Raw genomic sequence first — 17,256 nt, forward strand, 5'->3', positions numbered from 1 at the left:
CTCATTCTCCAGCCCGGTAGCGATAGGTACGGGCCACAACCTGCATATCAAGTCGCTCCCCGTCTCCGCCAGTTGGTTTAATGGTTAAATCGTGCAAAGTTACAATCCGCGGAAGGCTCGCAACACTGCTCACAAAGGACGCAAGCTCGTGATAAGAGCCAGAAACACGGATATTGATCGGCAACTCGGAATAGAAGTCACGTTTCTGCTCAGGCTGCAGCTTTACTTCCTGCAGCTCCAGACCACTACCCAGAGCCGTGTTGGTAATATCTTCCAGGAGGCCCGGTACTTCGGTCTCGCTCGGGAGCTGTCGCACCAGCGCGCCAAAGGTTTCTTCCATTTCGACCATCTGCGCTTTGAAAACCTCAAGGTTAGCCACCTGGTAGGCTTTCTCTTCGTACTTTTTGCGCAGGTCCTGTTCGGTTTTCTCAACCCGATCGAGCTGCACGTACTGATCCTTGATAAAGAACCAGTAGCCGCCGCCCAGAATCACGCCAAACACAATCAGAACAACAATGGCCTTGATGGGTGCCGGCCAGATGCCGGCATTGTTGACATCAAGATCATTGATGTCGAATTCATTGAGGCTTTTGAAGGAGTTTGCGAGGCTCATAACTTATCCTCCCCTTCGGGTTTGGGTGTTTTTTGTTGAACCGTCATGGTGAACTGGCTGTACCCCGCGCGCTTGCCGTCTGCCGACGACACGTTAGAGAGGTTCGGGCTGGTGAACCAATCGGATTCTTCAAACTGCCGCATAAGCGTCGAGACCCGACTGTTCGATTCTGCCATACCGACGATACTCACCTGATCACCTGATTTTTTGAGGTCTGTGTAATAAAGACCATCAGGCAAGGTGCGAACCAGTTCATCAAAGGCGCGAACAATGACCGGGCGCTTGCCCTGCAAGTCCTGGATGACCTTCATACGGGCCAACAGTTCGTCGCGTTTGCGCTTGAGGTTGTCGATTTCGCGTATTTGTTCGTCCAGTTTTTTCGCAGCAGATTCGACGTAGGCATTTCTTGATTGTTGATACGCAATACTGCTGTCGAGGTCTGTGTTCCAGAGAAAGGCTAGCCCGCCTGCGATAATGGCGGCACCAACGACCATTACAATAAACTGCTTCTGCTTTTCTGCCCGGAGCTCTTCGCGCCAAGGCCTGAGGTTAATTTTTGCCATTAGTCGAAGCTCCTCATTGCCAGGCCACAGGCAATCATCAGCGAGGGGGCATCATTACTCAGGGCAGATGCGTTAACTCGTGAGCCAACCGCCATTTCTGCAAAGGGGTTCGCGACCAGTGTCGGCGTACCGGTTTTTTCTTCCACCATTTCTGTCAGGCCCTGAATCGAAGCCGTGCCACCTGCCAGCACCACGTAATCCACAGCGTTATACTGACTGGCGCCAAAAAAGAACTGCAGAGCACGCGCAACCTGTTGCACGACGGCTTCGCGGAACGGTGTAAGCACCTCGGATTCATAATCATCCGGTAACCCGCCCTGCTTCTTGGCTAGCCCCGCCTCTTCAACCGACAGGCCATAGCGGCGCTGTATCTCCTCGGTGAGCTGTTTTCCACCGAAGATCTGCTCCCGGGTGTAAACCGTTTTGCCCTCCGCCAGAACGCTCAGCGTCGTCATGGTGGCGCCAACATCAACGATGGCCACCACAAGATCTTCACCCTGGGCATCCAGCTGGGACTCAATCAAAGCGTAAGCACGCTCAAGAGCATAGGCTTCAACATCGACAATTTTTGTATTGAGGGATGCTATTTCGAGCGCATCTTCCCGGATATCGACATTCTCTTTGCGGCACGCCGCAAGCAGCACATCTACCTGATCCGGATTGGTCTCCGAGGCGCCTTGCACCTCGAAATCGATGGCGACTTCGTCAAGCGGATATGGAATGTACTGATCCGCCTCAAGGGCAATCTGGTCTTCCATTTCAAACTCATTAAGCCCCCCGTCCATCTGGATGACCTTGGTAATGACCGCAGACCCGGACACCGCCACTGCCACCTGCTTGACGCTGGTGCGAGACTTGGACAACACCCGTTTGAGAACCTCACCGACGGCTTCTACATCCGTGATGTTTTTCTCAACGACCGCGTTGGCCGGCAATGGCTCAACGGCGTAGCTCTCGACCTTATATCGATCGCCCTGTTTCGACAGCTCCAGGAGCTTGACAGAGCTTGAGCTCACATCCACACCTAATACTGCACTGGATTTCTTTCCGAACAATCCGAACACGCGCTCACCCTAAACCTGGCCAGATACACCCGGTTACATGTGTTATGTGTTTTTTATTTAAGAGAATTTCTTCATCATTCCGTTTACAATGTTTTCTCTTATTTAGCAGAGAAAAATGCACCGGTGAAGCGACTCATCCTTCCTAAAGCAATTTCTCAAATGATAGACCTATATCCAACAGTTGTCAGAAAAAAATGTCCCATTTGTTACGTACATCTCGTCTTCTTGCATGGTTGTTTCTCACTGGTCTGAGTATCGCCGTTATCGTCGGTTCAGGCTTCTATCTTTACCTTCGCCCCGGCCTTCCTCCTGTCGACCAGCTTCTGGAAATAAAACTCCAGACGCCGCTGCGGGTATATAGCAAAGACAACAGATTAATAGCAGAATTCGGTGAAAAGAGAAGGGCACCGATCACAATCGAACAGATCCCCACAATTCAGTTACAAGCGTTTATGGCAGCCGAGGACTCGCGTTTTTACGAGCACTTCGGGGTCGACATCAGAGGATTGGTGCGGGCTGCCATCGAACTGGTGTCCACCGGCTCCATCCAATCCGGGGGCAGCACCATCACAATGCAGGTTGCAAAAAATTACTTTTTGTCACGTGATCAGACGTTTATTCGCAAGTTCAACGAGATACTTCTGGCACTTCAGATCGAGCGTGAGCTGGACAAAAACCAAATTTTCGAGCTGTATCTGAACAAAATTTACCTGGGCAGCCGGGCGTACGGTATTGCTGCCGCGTCTCGCGTTTATTACAACAAACCGATTAACGAGCTTTCTCTGGCTCAAATGGCCATGTTGGCAGGCCTGCCCAAGGCCCCTTCAGCCTACAACCCGCTTGCCAATCCACAGCGTGCGTTGATTCGCAGAGACTGGATTCTTGGACGAATGAAAGAGCTTGGTTTTATCACAGCCGACGCCTACGAGTTGGCGGTCAAAGCTCCGATCACGGCCACGTATAACGCCATCGAGGCCGAAGTCGACGCTGACTACGTAGCTGAAATGGCCCGTGCCGAGATGGTCAGACGCTTTGGTGAAGAAGCGTACACCGACGGGTACACCGTCACACTGACCGTGGACAGCAAAGACCAGCAAACAGCCACAGATGCGCTCAGGAGCGGCCTTGAAGCCTACGATCGCAGACACGGCTTCAGAGGGAGCATTGGCAAACTGGATGCCGAGACCCTGGCCGGCGGCGACCTTTCGAACGTTATGCGAAACTACCCTGGAATCGAATCCTTGATGCCCGCGGTCATTACAGCCGTTAATGATGACAAAAAAGAAGCTCTCGCCTACGTTCGAAGGTTTGGGCCTGCCGTTATGCCATTCGAATCGATGCAATGGGCGAGGCGCTACAAAACAGAAAACCTGATGGGCCCCAAGCCGGAAAAGCCGTCTGACGTTTTGTCTGTAGGCGATGTTGTATACGTTCGCCTGGAGGAACTACCTCAAGCGCCGATAACACCTGAGGCCGGGTCAGCGTCTGAAGATGGCAATCCTGCGGATAACGCAACGACTGGAATCGCCCAGCCGGTCAAGGTCGCACTGGCGCAGATTCCAAGTGTTGAAGGTGCACTGGTGTCTCTGGAGGCGAAAACAGGTGCCATTGAAGCACTCGCCGGCGGTTACAGCTTCGGGCAGAGCAAGTACAACCGTGCCATGCAAGCCAAGCGGCAACCTGGCTCAACCTTCAAGCCGTTCCTGTATTTAGGCGCTCTGGAAAGCGGTATAACGCCTGCGACTATCTATAACGATGCGCCTATTGTGTTCGACGACTCCGAACTCGGAACTGCCTGGCGCCCGCAGAATTCCTCCGGACAGTTTTATGGCCCTACCCGACTTCGAGAGGCGTTATACCGCTCACGAAACCTGGTGTCTATCCGGCTACTCAGGGACGTTGGCATTCCCCAGACACTGGACTATCTGAAACAGCTCAAAGTGCCCGTTGAGAATATGCCCGAAAACCTGTCACTTGCTTTGGGCAGCGGGCTGCTCTCACCGATGGAGTTAGCACGGGGCCTGGCCGTCATCGCCAACGGCGGCTACGATGTTGAGCCCTTCCTGATTCAGAGCATCACGGATGTGCACGGAGAAACCCTATACCAGGCCCCGGAAGTCATCCTCTGTGATCGTAATTGCGGCACAACTGACACAGCCGCAGCGGAGCCCGCAGGCGACGTTGCCATTGACGATTCTCCGGCCGTCACGACAGAAACCACACCAAAAACGCGGGTCATGCGAAGGCTGGCAGATGAGCGCTCTGTCTACATTCTGCACTCCATGCTTCGGGACGTAATCAAGCTTGGAACCGGACGCCGTGCTCTGGCACTCGGGCGGGATGATATTGCAGGCAAAACAGGCACAACCAACGAGCAGCGGGATACCTGGTTTGCAGGCTTCAATTACAACCTTGCCACCACCGTATGGGTAGGCCTTGACCAACCTGCTCCTCTGGGCCGCAGAGAGTTTGGCGCAAGCACGGCCCTGCCCATATGGATGGATTACATGAAAGTGGCGCTGGACGGAAGCCCTCCTGCTTTTATGCCCAGACCAAACGGTATCGTTAACATCCGCATCAACGCCGACACCGGCGAGCGCGCCAGGCCCGGAGAGGACGGCATTTTCGAAATTTTCAAGGAAGAAGATGCGCCCGCACCACTGACCGCGGATGACGTTGGGCCGGGTGGCACGCGCGGAAACGGAGATGACCTTTCACGCCAGATTTTTTAACCTCTCTCCTCCGCGCGTATGCCTTTAGGCTAACACGCACCCATAAAAAAACCGGCGGGATCACCGCCGGTTTTTTTATGTTCATAAAGCTTAGCATTTAGATAGCACCGCTTGGGTAACTAGCGCCATCCGGTAAATAGCGCCGCCAATCAGATGATGTCGCTTATACTCTTCAGTGGATAGTGTGCAGGGTAGCCTTTACGGGCCACACCTGAATCCACGGCCGCACGGGCCACGGCAGCAGGAACCACCTCCAGAAGACGAACATCCATGGGCTTGGGAATAATATATTCCTTACCAAACTCAAAGCTTTCAGCGCCGTAGGCTTCGCAGATTTCCTTCGGAACCGGCTCTTTGGCCAGTTCACGAATGGCATCTACCGCGGCTACTTTCATCTCTTCGTTGATGCAGCTTGCGCGCACGTCTAATGCTCCACGGAAGATGAACGGGAAGCCAAGAACGTTGTTTACCTGGTTAGGATAATCTGATCGACCGGTCGCCAGAATCAGATCGTCACGAACCGAATGGGCTATCTCCGGATCAATCTCCGGGTCCGGGTTGGAGCACGCAAACACCACAGGGTTCGGCGCCATCTTTTTGAGCTGTTCGCCGCTCAGCAGATTTGGACCGGAAAGGCCAAGAAACACATCAGCGCCTTCCATTGCATCATCCAGTGTGCGCTTGTCCGTATCGTTAGCGAACATTGCCTTGTACTCGTTAAGATCATCGCGACCTGAGTGGATCACACCCTTGCGATCGAGCATGAAGATATTTTCAGGGCGGATACCGCAACTGATCAACAACTTCATACAAGCAATTGCGGCAGCGCCGGCACCCAGGCAAACCACTTTTGCATCTTCAATTTTTTTGCCCTGCAGTTCGAGGGCGTTGATCATACCGGCCGCTGTAACAATGGCCGTACCGTGCTGATCGTCGTGAAAGATGGGCACATTGCAGCGTTCGATCAGCGCGCGCTCAATCTCGAAACACTCTGGAGCCTTGATGTCTTCAAGGTTGATACCGCCAAAAGTGTCCGCAATACGCTCGACGGTTTCAATAAACGCCTGTGGGCTTTCAGAGTTAACCTCGATATCGAATACGTCGATTCCGGCAAAACGCTTGAACAAAACGCCCTTGCCTTCCATTACCGGCTTGCTTGCGAGCGGACCCAGATTACCCAGGCCGAGAATCGCAGTGCCGTCGGAGATAACCGCCACGAGGTTGCCCTTGGCGGTGTACTTGTAGGCATTCTCCGGATCTTTCGCTATCTCACGCACGGGCGCTGCAACCCCAGGGCTGTATGCAAGAGCTAGATCGCGAGCGGTCGCAGTCGGCTTGGTGATTTCAACACTCAGCTTTCCAGGCCGCGGCTTGGCGTGATATTCAAGGGCTGCTTCTTTCAGATCTTGAGACATTGCCACAGTTCCGTTTGTCACGTTTATAGGTATAGGCCTCCGGGCGGCAATAGCCACCCGGATAACAATATCATTATGGCCCGCCCGCCCCCAAACGACAAGGGCACGCCAAACCTACTATAACCAGTCAATACGGCTAGTTGCTTTCAGCCAAAATGAGTCAACTGCAAGGTATTGCCCACAAAAAAAGCGCCCTCAGGCGCTTTTTTCAATTCTGCGACTGCATCAGTCTTTTTTGCCTGCGATGCGGCCACCAAAGCGTTTCTGGAACTTGTCGATACGCCCACCGGTGTCCATAACTTTTTGCTTGCCAGTGTAAAACGGGTGACACTGTGAACACACGTCAAGCTGCAGATCGTGACCGATGGTAGAACGGGTCTTGATGACGTTACCGCAAGAGCATGTTGCAGAAATGTCTTCGTACTTAGGGTGGATACCTTCTTTCATGGCGAACCTCTATGGGTAATGCCGCTACCTGATCACGGGGCAATGTTACATGCCCTGGCGCCAGGCACCGCATGTTTGAATCAATGGAGAAGACGGGGCACAATCATGCCCTGCCGCAAACAGACCGCGAATCTTACTTGCAATTATCCTGGCAGGCAAGTCCTACCACAAGGAAACACTCAGTGCCATCCACAGCCCGCATTGCGCTGAACCGGCCGCTCAGAAGGCTCTTTGACTATCTGGTGCCCGAAGGGCTCAGCGTAAAGCCAGGCCAACGCGTAAAGATCCCTTTCGGGCGCCAACAGGCAATCGGTCTGATCGTGGAAACCGATATACAGCCACCGGAAGGCATCACTCTAAAGCCAATCCACAATGCGCTCGAAGACTGGCCAGCGCTGCCAGACGAAACCTTTCAGCTTCTGAGCTGGGCCAGCGACTATTATCAACATCCATTAGGAGAATGCCTGTTCACTGCTTTGCCACCTGCGTTACGGCGAGGCCGACCTGCACTCGAAAAAACCGAAGACTGGTGGCGGGCCTGTGGCAGCGGCGTGGCGCTGCCAACAAACGCTCACAAGCAGAAAACCCTGCTGGACTGGATAGCACAGCATAAACAAGGCGTTAAAGGCAGCGCCGTTATAAAAGCAGGTTTCACCCGCTCACAGCTAAAGGCGTTGAGCGACAAGGAACTGATTCAGGCGGCAAACCCCGCGAGCGACACCTGCCAAAGCCAACAGTATCGTGAAGCCGTAGCGGCCCCGGATCTCTCCGCCGCACAGCGTGAGGCTGCCTCTCAACTGCCCTTGCCTGCAGCCGGGTTCAGCGCCTCCCTTTTATACGGCATCACGGGCAGCGGCAAGACCGAGATCTATCTGCATTATCTCAAGCAGAACCTGGCCGCCCAAGACCAAGCACTGGTGCTGGTTCCGGAAATAAACCTTACACCCCAGACCGTTGCCCGCTTTCAACGCTATTTCGGCGAGCGCATTCTGGTGTGGCACTCAGCCCTGAACGACCGCGAACGCCTGAGTGCCTGGCTAAAAATTCGCAACGGCGAGCCGGTCATTCTCATTGGCACTCGCTCAGCCGCGCTCCTTCCATTTACAGGGCTGAAAACGCTGATCGTAGACGAAGAGCACGACAGCTCTTATAAACAGGGCGAGGGTTTTCGATATTCGGGCCGGGACGTAGCGGTCTATCGTGCCCACCTTAACCACTGCCCGATCATTCTGGGCTCAGCGACACCTTCGCTGGAGTCGTATCACAATGCTCTGTGCGGCAAGTATCGGCTCATAAGACTTGAAGAGCGCGCGGGCGAAGCGTTCCCGCCGACAATCAGCCTGCTGGATATACGCAGCAGGCCCCTTGAAGGCGGGCTTTCGCGGCCGGCCCTGCAGTCAATCCGGCAAACCCTGGACAGCGGAAGCCAGGCACTGGTGTTTGTAAATCGCCGGGGTTTTGCGCCGGTCATGATGTGCTTTGACTGCGGCCATATGGTTGAGTGTCCGCGCTGTGACACGCGACTGACCTATCATCGCCGCGACCGGGCGATGCGCTGTCACCATTGTGATTATCAGACTCCGGCGACCGAAAACTGCCCGAAATGTAAAAGTGAAGCGTTCAAGCCGGTTGGGCATGGCACAGAGCAGAGCGAAGACGTTCTCGCAGCCAACTTTCCGGACACCCCCATCGTTCGAGTGGATCGCGACAGCACCCAGCGCAAAGGCAGCATTCAAAGCATCCTGAAACAGGTCAACAGCGGAGAGCCGTGCATTCTCGTGGGAACGCAGATGCTGGCAAAAGGCCACGACTTCCCGAACGTGACCCTGGCCGTCGTTATCAACGCAGACGGCGGGCTCTTCAGCGTGGACTTCAGAGCACCTGAACAATTGATACAGACGCTACTTCAAGTGAGCGGCCGGGCCGGGCGCGGCTCAAAACCCGGTAAGGTGGTCGTACAAACCTGTCACAGCGACCACCCTCTGCTCCGTGCGCTCTGCAATGGCCGCTATCTGGATATGGCAGACCAGCTTATTAAAGAGCGCGAAACCGGCCAACTCCCGCCGTTTCGCGCGATGGCGATTTTCCGGGCGGAAGCAGACACGATGGCGCAAAGTCTGCAAATACTGGACAGCATAAAGCCGCTTACCAACGCGCCTGGCATCGAAACATGGGGGCCACTGCCCGCACTGATCGCGCGCCGAGCTGATCGACATCGGGCTCAGTTGATTCTGAACACTGACAACCGGCGGCGCCTCAATTTGCTTCTGACCGGGATTTGCCAGTCACTCGACCAAACCAGATTTTCAAAGGGTGCGAAATGGATGATTGATGTCGACCCTCAGGAAACGGGCTGACTGGCACAGGGCTTTTGCTTGCGGCCACACTTTCCGCGATAATGCGCATCTTCAAAGTTCATCGGGCGCCCTGCCCCAACTCCACTGTTCAGCAAACCGAGTCATCTCACAGCATGAAAGAGACCGTTTCCGATCTGCTTCAATCAGCCTTGGCCGCCCTTCAGTCTGAAGGCACGCTGCCTGCAGACCAGTCCTACACGCCACAAGTAGGCAACACCAAGGACAAATCCCACGGTGATTATGCCTGCAACATTGCATTGGTTGCCGCCAAAACGGCGGGCTGTGCACCTCGTAAGCTCGCCGAGATGCTGATCGGAAAACTGCCTGAAAGCAGCGCTGTGGCAAAAGTGGAAATTGCAGGCCCGGGCTTCATCAACTTTTTCATGAGTACCGCAAGTGCTTTTGAAATTGTTGATACGATTCTGGCAGAGGCCAGACAGTTCGGTCGCAACAAAAGCGGTAAAGGCGAAAAAGTGCAGGTGGAATTTGTTTCTGCCAACCCGACTGGCCCACTGCATGTTGGCCACGGGCGGGGCGCCGCCATAGGCGATTGTCTGTGCCGATTGCTGGAAGCCAACGGCTACAACGTGACCCGCGAGTTCTATTACAATGACGCTGGCGCCCAGATCAACAATCTCGCCCTCTCGGTACAGGCGCGCGTTAAAGGGCTGACACCCGAGGACGAAAACTGGCCAGCAGATGGTTACCGCGGCGACTACATCACCGACGTTGCCAACGCTTATCTGGCGGGCGATACAGTAACCGCAGATGATCGTGAAGTGACCGCCAGTGCGGATCCGGAAAACAGGTCAGCCATTCAGGAATTCGCCGTTGCTTACCTTCGTCGGGAGCAGGATCTGGATCTGAAAGCCTTCGGCGTTCAGTTTGACGTGTATTTTCTGGAGTCGTCCCTGTACCAGAGCGGCAAGGTGGAGACGGCCGTCAAACGCCTTCAGGATAATGGCTACACTTACGAGGACGGCGGCGCCCTGTGGCTGAAAACGACCGACTTCGGCGATGATAAAGATCGGGTGATGCGCAAGAAGGACGGAGGCTACACCTATTTTCTGCCAGACGTGGCCTATCATATGGACAAATGGCAACGGGGGTTTACGTCTGTCATCAACGAACAAGGCGCCGACCACCACTCCACCGTGACCCGCGTGCGTGCAGGATTACAGGCGTTGAATGCGGGCATCCCCGAAGGTTGGCCAGATTACGTTCTGCATCAAATGGTGACGGTTACCCGGTCGGGCCAGGAGGTCAAGATATCCAAACGCGCCGGCAGCTACGTCACCATCCGCGACCTGATCGATGAAGTAGGCCGCGATGCAACCCGGTTTTTCCTTGCGGCAAGGCGCGTCGACTCCCAACTGACGTTTGACATCGATCTGGCTCGTTCCCAGACCAATGAAAACCCGGTGTATTACGTTCAATATGCCCACGCGCGCATCAGCAGTGTGTTACGGAAACTGGCGGCTGAAAAAGGCGTCGAGCGGGGGCTCAACGAGTGCGTCGGTGATCTGTCGTTGCTTGTTCTGGATGAAGAAAAGGAACTGGCAAACCAGTTGGCGAAGTATCCGGAGCTTATTGCCAATTCCGCTGCCCAGCGGGAACCCCATCACCTCACACACTACCTGAGGGACCTGGCAGGACAGTTCCACACGTATTACAACGCTCACAAAGTGTTGATTGAAGACGCTGCTGTTCGCGATGCGCGCATAAGCCTTTATCTCGCCGTACGCCAGGTGATCGCCAATGGGCTTGATCTGTTAGGCGTCAGCGCACCAGAAGAGATGTAAGTAAAAACAATGTCCCGAGACTACGCCCGCAAACATCGGTCAGGTACGCCATCCGCCATCTCAAAGAGAAAGCCGGCCAAGCCTGCTCGCCCCCAAAAAAAGCGCACAAAACCCGCAGCGCCGGCTCGATCCCAACGTGGGGGCTTGTCCTTCAAGTGGATCCTGTCGCTGGCTACGGTGGGCGGGTTTATCGGATTCATTGTTTACCTGAATACCGTGCCAACCACCACCGGGTCGTTACCGCGGACAGTTGAAAAGACGGCACCGCAAGCGTCAGAGAAAGCCGCAAAACAGGAAGAAAAAAGGCCAGGCTTCCGGTTTTATGACATGTTGCCCGAATCGGAAGTTAATCCCCGAACCGTCGAAGCATACACGCCGAGCTCAACCAGAGAGGATTTTGATTATCTCGTGCAGTCCGGCTCATTCCGCAGCAAGGACGACGCCGAGCGCCAGCGTGCGCAGATAGCTTTTCAGGGACTCAGAGCAGCGGTGCAGCGTATTGAGCTCGACAGTGGTTCGGTCTGGTACCGCGTCAATGTTGGCCCGTTCACAACCCGCAGCCAGATGAGCTCGGCTATCGACAAGTTGGTGGCTATTAATATTGAGCCGCTTGGCCGGAAAATTCCGAAGAAAAAATAGCGGCGCTTCCGGCGCCGTCTTGCACACCACTTGAATTCTCTCATCCTGCCTCCATAACTGCTCCATAGCGATTTCTATCAGGCAATTGGAGCCCTAATGACTACCATACTTTCCGTCAGACGCGATGACGAAGTTGCCATGGGTGGCGACGGCCAGGTTTCCCTGGGGAATACCATAATGAAGGGTAATGCCCGCAAGGTTCGCCGCCTTTACAACGGCCAAGTGATCGCAGGTTTCGCAGGTGGTACCGCGGATGCCTTTACGTTGTTTGAACGATTTGAGGCCCAGCTTGAGAAACACAATGGCAACCTTACAAGGGCGGCCGTTGAACTTGCCAAAGACTGGCGCTCAGACCGGGCTCTGCGGCGACTGGAGGCCATCCTGGCCGTGGCAGACAAAACCGCTTCGTTGATCATTACAGGTAACGGCGACGTGATCGAGCCCGAGCAGGGGTTGATCGCTATTGGTTCCGGGGGCCCGTTCGCGCAGGCGTCTGCCCGCGCACTGCTTGAAAACACCGAGCTTTCCGCACATGAAATTGTGGATAAAGGCTTGGATATAGCGGCGGACATCTGCATTTACACAAACCATAATCGCACTGTCGAAGTGCTGTCCACCGGTGTAACCGCCAAAGACGCACCCTCCAAAACCGACTGATCCGGAGCAACCATGTCTGCAATGACTCCCCGTGAGATTGTTCACGAACTTGATAAACACATCGTGGGTCAGCAAGAGGCCAAGCGAGCCGTGGCGATTGCCCTCAGAAATCGCTGGCGCCGGATGCAGCTGGACACCACGCTTCGCGATGAAGTTACGCCCAAGAACATTCTGATGATTGGCCCTACCGGCGTAGGTAAAACCGAAATCGCACGCCGCCTGGCCAAGCTGGCCGACGCGCCTTTCCTCAAAGTGGAAGCCACCAAATTTACCGAGGTGGGTTACGTTGGGCGTGATGTGGAATCGATCATTCGTGACCTGGCCGATATGGCCGTGAAGATGTTGCGCGTGCAGGAAATGAAGCGCCACGAAGAACGAGCTCTGGACGCTGCTGAAGACCGCATTCTCGATGCCCTTATTCCGCCAGCCCGTAGCTTTGAAGAGGACAGCCAAAAGCCGCCTGAAGATTCCTCCACCCGCCAGCTGTTCAGGAAGAGGCTGCGTGAAGGCGAGCTCGACGATAAGGAAATCGAGATTGATCTTCGCAACTCAGGCGCGGGCGTTGAGATCATGGCGCCGCCGGGCATGGAAGAGATGACCAATCAGCTTCAGAGCATGTTCTCGAATATGGCTTCTGAAAAGTCCAAGCCCCGGAAGATGAAAGTGGCGGACGCCCTCAAACGGGTGAAAGAAGAAGAGGCCACCAAACTGGTTAATGAGGAATCGATCAAGCAGAAAGCCATTCTCGCGGTTGAGCAAAATGGCATTGTGTTTCTCGATGAAATTGACAAGGTAGCCAAGCGCTCGGAAAACACCTCTTCGGATGTGTCCCGGGAAGGGGTTCAGAGGGATCTCCTGCCTCTGATTGAGGGCAGCACCGTGAGCACCAAATACGGCTCGGTGCGCACGGATCATATTCTGTTCATTGCCTCTGGCGCTTTTCATTTGTCCAAACCCTCGGATTTGATTCCGGAGCTTCAAGGCCGCCTACCGATCCGTGTGGAGCTGCAGGCTTTGAGCCCCGACGATTTCAGGCGCATTCTGACAGAGCCGGATGCCTCACTGGTTCAGCAATACGAAGCTCTCATGGCAACCGAGGGTGTCAAGCTGACGTTTAACGAAGAGGCCATTGTCCGCATTGCCGAGATTGCCTGGAAGGTTAACGAGACCACCGAGAACATAGGCGCGCGACGCCTGCATACGGTTCTGGAGCGATTACTGGAAAGCCTTTCATTCGATGCGGGTGACGGGGTAACCGAAACGTTCGAAATTACCGCTGACTACGTTAACGAAAAGCTTGGCGAGTTGTCGGAAGATGAAGATCTGAGTCGTTATATCCTCTGATCCGCGCCCGCGAATCAAGAACGGCCCCACCAGGCGAGTAAGCTTTACTCACCTGGTGGGGCCGGCTGGTGTGACAGGCTTAACTACTCTGCTTTCGAAAATAGCTGAGTAACGTTTTCAAGTCCGGTCACGATCCGGCCTTTCCCCGCCGCCTTTTTCTGCCTGCTTTTTGCCACGTACAGCGGCAGCATTTCGCCGTAAAGACTGGTGCTTATGGTTCGCTGTTCGTCTTCCAATCGGTCCCGCCGAAGCCTGATACCATACTTCATCAGCTTGGGTTCCAGCTCGTCGGCCCGGCTCAACAGATCCCGGCGCGTCATCTGATACGCGTGCTCGCAAACCATCCGGCGTGATTGAAAACTAAACACGTTAGAGAAAAACAGTTTGGCGTCGTCCCTGGTGGGCTCGAACAACACAATATCTTTATCCGGATAATCCGTCGCGTAATGCGCGATTCCTGACTTCATGCGTGAGTGCACCAACGTCCGGAAGCTCTGAGACAGCAGGTTTGGCATGCCTGAATGCGTCAGTTCTCCTGGCGCCATGGTGCCGGCCCTGACTGCGGCGTTGGCGTCAATCGGCACTTGGGGGTTAACGGCGAGAACCAGATCAGCGCCGTCCTCAAACGCTACGGATGCATGCAGACCTTTGTGCAGTGTTCCGTCCACATAAAACCGACCGTCTATATCAACAGGCACATACAAGCCGGGCGACGCTGTACTGGCCTGAACGGCCCGGGAAACCGGTACGTGATCAAATCCGGGAGCACCAAAACAAACAGCCTCTGTGCTTTCCACGTCGGCAGCCACTATGTAGAGATTGCGCTTTAGCTGCCGGAAATCGTTCGAACGCCCCAGCATGGAAAAGGCGCGTTTAAGGTAGTCATGCAGCCCTTCATTATCGAAAAGCCCGGCGGGAGCCGCCTGCGACAGTATAGTGAGGGCTTCGAGCAAACTCTGATCGTATGGGTTATTGATAAACCGACGCAGGGCGGTGGAAAACAACCCAGGCACGGCCAGCAGGCGACTTCCGATTTCTTTCAACGCCGGGCGGAAGAACACATCCGGGTGAAAAGGATGAACCTCGGCTTCATTGCGGACAAAAATACGGCACAGTTGCGCCGTGGTCATCTGGTTGACCAGGTTAGCCGCAACAAAGGAACCAGAGTTAACACCCACGTATACGTCGAGGTTGTTGAAGTCCAGGCCATCCAAGGCTTCATCCAGCGCCCGGAGTGCGCCAATTTCGTAAATGCCACCCAACGGGCCGCCTCCGCCAAGCGCAAGGCCTATGCGGGGAGAAGGCTTCAGATCGGTTGGCGTTTTCATAGCCGTTCCTTTTCCAGATGAATAACAGGTCGAGAATGGATAGCGAGTGCATCGAAAGCGCCGTTAAGGCTCGGCTTGCCCGGCCAGCGCCGCCGACTTGGACTTGCCCGGACGCAGATACCGGCCAAAACCCGCATTGCGCAGCGCAAGATCCACGCAGCTTTTGATGACATGAGGCGAATCCAGCAACAACACATCTTTGAGAAGTTTCACCGCCCATTCCCGGCTGACACTGCGAATCACGGATTTTACTTTCGGCAAACTGGCTGCGTTCATAGACAGCGAATCATAGCCCATCGCCATCAACAACAGCGCACCACCGGGATCCCCCGCCAATTCGCCACAGATGCCTACCGGCTTGCCGGCAGCATGTGCATCCTGAGCAACACGCACGAGGGCTTGCAACACCGCCGGGTGATAAGAGTGATAGAGCTGGGCTACACGGGGATTATTGCGATCTACCGCCAGCAAATACTGGGTCAGGTCATTGGAACCTACCGAGAGAAAATCGACGCGATCGGCCAGCTCACGAATCTGGTACACAGCGGCCGGTATCTCTATCATCACGCCCACCTTGGGCATTTGGATGTCGTAGCCCTCTTCCCTCACCTCGTGATAAACCCGATAAATAAGGTGCAGGGATTCTTCCACTTCAGAGATATTACTGATCATAGGCAACATGACTTGAAGGTTGTTCAAGCCTTCACTGGCTTTCAGCATCGCCCGCACCTGAACGAGGAAAATTTCGGGATGATCCAGCGTCACCCGAATACCGCGCCATCCCAGAAATGGGTTTTCCTCCTGAATCGGAAAGTACGTCAGCGATTTGTCACCGCCGATATCCAGCGTGCGCATGGTCACCGGATTAGGCGCAAACGCCTCCAGCTGCTCCCGATAATACTGTCGCTGTTCTTGTTCCGAAGGAAACCGATCCTTGATCATGAACGGTACTTCGGTGCGATAAAGGCCTATGCCCTCAGCGCCGTGAGACAAAGAGCGCACAACGTCGGTCATCAGCCCGGTATTGACCAGTAACGGGACTCGATAGCCGTCCGTCGTTTCACACGGCTTATCACGAAGCGCCTCAAGGCCTCGATCAAGCTCGTCCTCTTCATCACAGATTTCCTGAAAAAATGTTCGAAGATCCGCGGAGGGGGATGCAAAAATCTGACCTTCAAAACCGTCAACAATCAGTTCCTTACCGTCGAGCTGATTAACCGGAATATCCACCAGCCCCATCACTGTGGGCACGCCCATCGCTCGCGCCAGAATGGCGACGTGAGAGTTGCTTGAGCCCTTTACCGACACCAGGCCGACCAACTGCCCCCGGGGTACCTCTCCAAGCATGGCGGGGGTCAACTCTTCACTGACCAGAACCGTGCGTTCGGGATAGTTCAGGTCTTTCTGCTCACCTTCCTGCAGGTAGGAAAGCAGACGGCGACCAAGATCGCGCACATCAACCGCCCTCTCCTGGAGGTAGTGGTCGTCCATCATTTCAAAATGACGAACATAATGCTGAACCACCTGCTTAAGAGCGCCCTGAGCCCAAATGCCCTCCCGGATTCGGCTATTGACCTCACCGGGCAATGCTTCGTCGCCCAGCATGCGCAGATACACATCGAACAGTGCCAGCTCTTCCGGGCGAAGCCGCGACGTCAAACGCTTTGCAACCTGTTCAATATCTTCACAGACCGCTTGTACCGCCGATCGGAACAACCCCAGTTCCAGCTCGATGTCTTCTGCGGGCCTATCGGGAACCACGTCCAGATCGGCGGCCGGATAGACGACAACGCCGTGGCCAATAGCAACACCAGGGGCACCGGGCACACCGTTAAAACTGACGTCACGGGCCTCCTCACCGGTCAAGGAAAGGCCACTAATGGCACCGGTCGCTTCGCTGTGGGCAATAACACCCGCAAGCTGCGCAGACACCGTGACCAGAAACGCCTCTTCACCCTCATCAAAACACCGGGAACTCTCTCTTTGCTGAACCACGAGAACACCAAGCACCCGGCGATGGTGAATAATAGGAACCCCGAGAAACGACCGGAAGCGCTCTTCGCCGGTTTCAGGAAAATATCGATAACGGGGGTGGGAGGGCGCATCTTCCAGATTGATCGGCTCTTCCCGGGAGCCCACAAGCCCCACAAGCCCTTCTGAGTGCGCAAGGCTCACTTTGCCTACGGCTTTCAGATACAGGCCTTCAGTCGCCATCAAAATGTAGCGGTTAGACGCGGGATCCAGCAAGTAAACAGGCGAAATGACGGACTGAAACGCCCATGCTGACCATTCTGC

General features: G+C 54.9%; 13 protein-coding genes. 6 read left to right on the forward strand and 7 right to left on the reverse strand.

Translation table 11 applies throughout. From position 1 onward, the window contains the following. Position 1: 1 nt before the first annotated feature. Genes ENI00_RS04665 through ENI00_RS04675 form a run of 3 tightly spaced genes read right to left on the reverse strand, consistent with a single transcriptional unit; the run spans position 2 to position 2,240 of the window. Positions 2-613, reverse strand: a complete 612-nt coding sequence (locus ENI00_RS04665; protein WP_304099507.1) for a type 4a pilus biogenesis protein PilO — start codon at positions 611-613, stop codon at positions 2-4. Then, positions 610-1,176, reverse strand: coding sequence for a PilN domain-containing protein (locus tag ENI00_RS04670; protein ID WP_304099511.1), 567 nt, complete (start codon positions 1,174-1,176; stop codon positions 610-612). Before ENI00_RS04670 ends, ENI00_RS04665 begins: the two co-directional genes overlap by 4 nt. After that, entirely contained in the window at positions 1,176-2,240 is a 1,065-nt protein-coding gene (locus ENI00_RS04675; protein ID WP_304099513.1) for a pilus assembly protein PilM, read from the reverse strand. Before ENI00_RS04675 ends, ENI00_RS04670 begins: the two co-directional genes overlap by 1 nt. Positions 2,241-2,434: 194 nt before the next feature. On the opposite strand from ENI00_RS04675, the gene ENI00_RS04680 reads away from it, so the two are divergent. Continuing rightward, a complete protein-coding gene (locus ENI00_RS04680; protein ID WP_304099515.1) occupies positions 2,435-4,972 on the forward strand; it encodes a penicillin-binding protein 1A in 2,538 nt (845 codons plus the stop codon). A gap of 149 nt (positions 4,973-5,121) precedes the next feature. Here ENI00_RS04680 and ENI00_RS04685 read toward each other — a convergent pair whose 3' ends face one another. Then, positions 5,122-6,387 carry a malic enzyme-like NAD(P)-binding protein gene (locus ENI00_RS04685; protein ID WP_304099518.1) on the reverse strand — a complete coding sequence of 422 codons (1,266 nt, stop codon included), beginning with the start codon at positions 6,385-6,387 and terminating at the stop codon, positions 5,122-5,124. 225 nt (positions 6,388-6,612) lie between these two features. After that, the gene (rpmE, locus tag ENI00_RS04690) at positions 6,613-6,834 is read right to left on the reverse strand and encodes a 50S ribosomal protein L31 (protein WP_304099521.1); all 222 of its coding nucleotides are present in this window, start codon (positions 6,832-6,834) and stop codon (positions 6,613-6,615) included. Between the two features lie 182 nt (positions 6,835-7,016). On the opposite strand from rpmE, the gene ENI00_RS04695 reads away from it, so the two are divergent. From ENI00_RS04695 to hslU, 5 genes are all read left to right on the forward strand, one after another. Further along, a complete protein-coding gene (locus ENI00_RS04695; protein WP_304099524.1) occupies positions 7,017-9,191 on the forward strand; it encodes a primosomal protein N' in 2,175 nt (724 codons plus the stop codon). Positions 9,192-9,304: 113 nt separating this feature from the next. Continuing rightward, on the forward strand, positions 9,305-10,993 hold the full coding sequence (argS, locus tag ENI00_RS04700; RefSeq protein ID WP_304099527.1) for an arginine--tRNA ligase: 1,689 nt from the start codon (positions 9,305-9,307) through the stop codon (positions 10,991-10,993). Between the two features lie 144 nt (positions 10,994-11,137). Further along, a complete protein-coding gene (locus tag ENI00_RS04705; RefSeq protein ID WP_349740356.1) occupies positions 11,138-11,632 on the forward strand; it encodes an SPOR domain-containing protein in 495 nt (164 codons plus the stop codon). A gap of 96 nt (positions 11,633-11,728) precedes the next feature. Beyond that, the gene (gene hslV, locus ENI00_RS04710; RefSeq protein WP_304099532.1) at positions 11,729-12,289 is read left to right on the forward strand and encodes an ATP-dependent protease subunit HslV; all 561 of its coding nucleotides are present in this window, start codon (positions 11,729-11,731) and stop codon (positions 12,287-12,289) included. Positions 12,290-12,301: 12 nt separating this feature from the next. After that, positions 12,302-13,633 (forward strand): ATP-dependent protease ATPase subunit HslU, encoded by a 1,332-nt coding sequence (gene hslU / locus ENI00_RS04715; protein WP_304099535.1) that lies wholly within the window; start codon positions 12,302-12,304, stop codon positions 13,631-13,633. A gap of 83 nt (positions 13,634-13,716) precedes the next feature. Here the strand turns inward: hslU and ENI00_RS04720 are convergent, their stop codons facing one another. Both ENI00_RS04720 and ptsP read right to left on the reverse strand, forming a co-directional pair. Then, positions 13,717-14,961 (reverse strand): patatin-like phospholipase family protein, encoded by a 1,245-nt coding sequence (locus ENI00_RS04720; RefSeq protein WP_304099537.1) that lies wholly within the window; start codon positions 14,959-14,961, stop codon positions 13,717-13,719. Between the two features lie 63 nt (positions 14,962-15,024). Next, positions 15,025-17,256 (reverse strand): phosphoenolpyruvate--protein phosphotransferase (gene ptsP / locus ENI00_RS04725; RefSeq protein ID WP_304099539.1); only part of this gene is annotated, 2,232 nt, incomplete at its 5' end.

The sequence above is a fragment of the Marinobacter antarcticus genome (genome assembly GCF_011049865.1).
In the GTDB taxonomy this organism is placed as follows: domain Bacteria; phylum Pseudomonadota; class Gammaproteobacteria; order Pseudomonadales; family Oleiphilaceae; genus Marinobacter; species Marinobacter antarcticus_A.

Bases quoted from the DNA above. Each gene is read 5' to 3' on its own strand.
- ENI00_RS04665 (WP_304099507.1), bottom strand. From the start codon at position 613: ATGAGCCTCGCAAACTCCTTCAAAAGCCTCAATGAATTCGACATCAAT.
- rpmE (WP_304099521.1), bottom strand. From the start codon at position 6,834: ATGAAAGAAGGTATCCACCCTAAGTACGAAGACATTTCTGCAACATGC.
- ENI00_RS04680 (WP_304099515.1), top strand. From the start codon at position 2,435: ATGTCCCATTTGTTACGTACATCTCGTCTTCTTGCATGGTTGTTTCTC.
- argS (WP_304099527.1), top strand. From the start codon at position 9,305: ATGAAAGAGACCGTTTCCGATCTGCTTCAATCAGCCTTGGCCGCCCTT.
- ENI00_RS04720 (WP_304099537.1), bottom strand. From the start codon at position 14,961: ATGAAAACGCCAACCGATCTGAAGCCTTCTCCCCGCATAGGCCTTGCG.
- hslV (WP_304099532.1), top strand. From the start codon at position 11,729: ATGACTACCATACTTTCCGTCAGACGCGATGACGAAGTTGCCATGGGT.
- hslU (WP_304099535.1), top strand. From the start codon at position 12,302: ATGTCTGCAATGACTCCCCGTGAGATTGTTCACGAACTTGATAAACAC.
- ENI00_RS04670 (WP_304099511.1), bottom strand. From the start codon at position 1,176: ATGGCAAAAATTAACCTCAGGCCTTGGCGCGAAGAGCTCCGGGCAGAA.
- ENI00_RS04685 (WP_304099518.1), bottom strand. From the start codon at position 6,387: ATGTCTCAAGATCTGAAAGAAGCAGCCCTTGAATATCACGCCAAGCCG.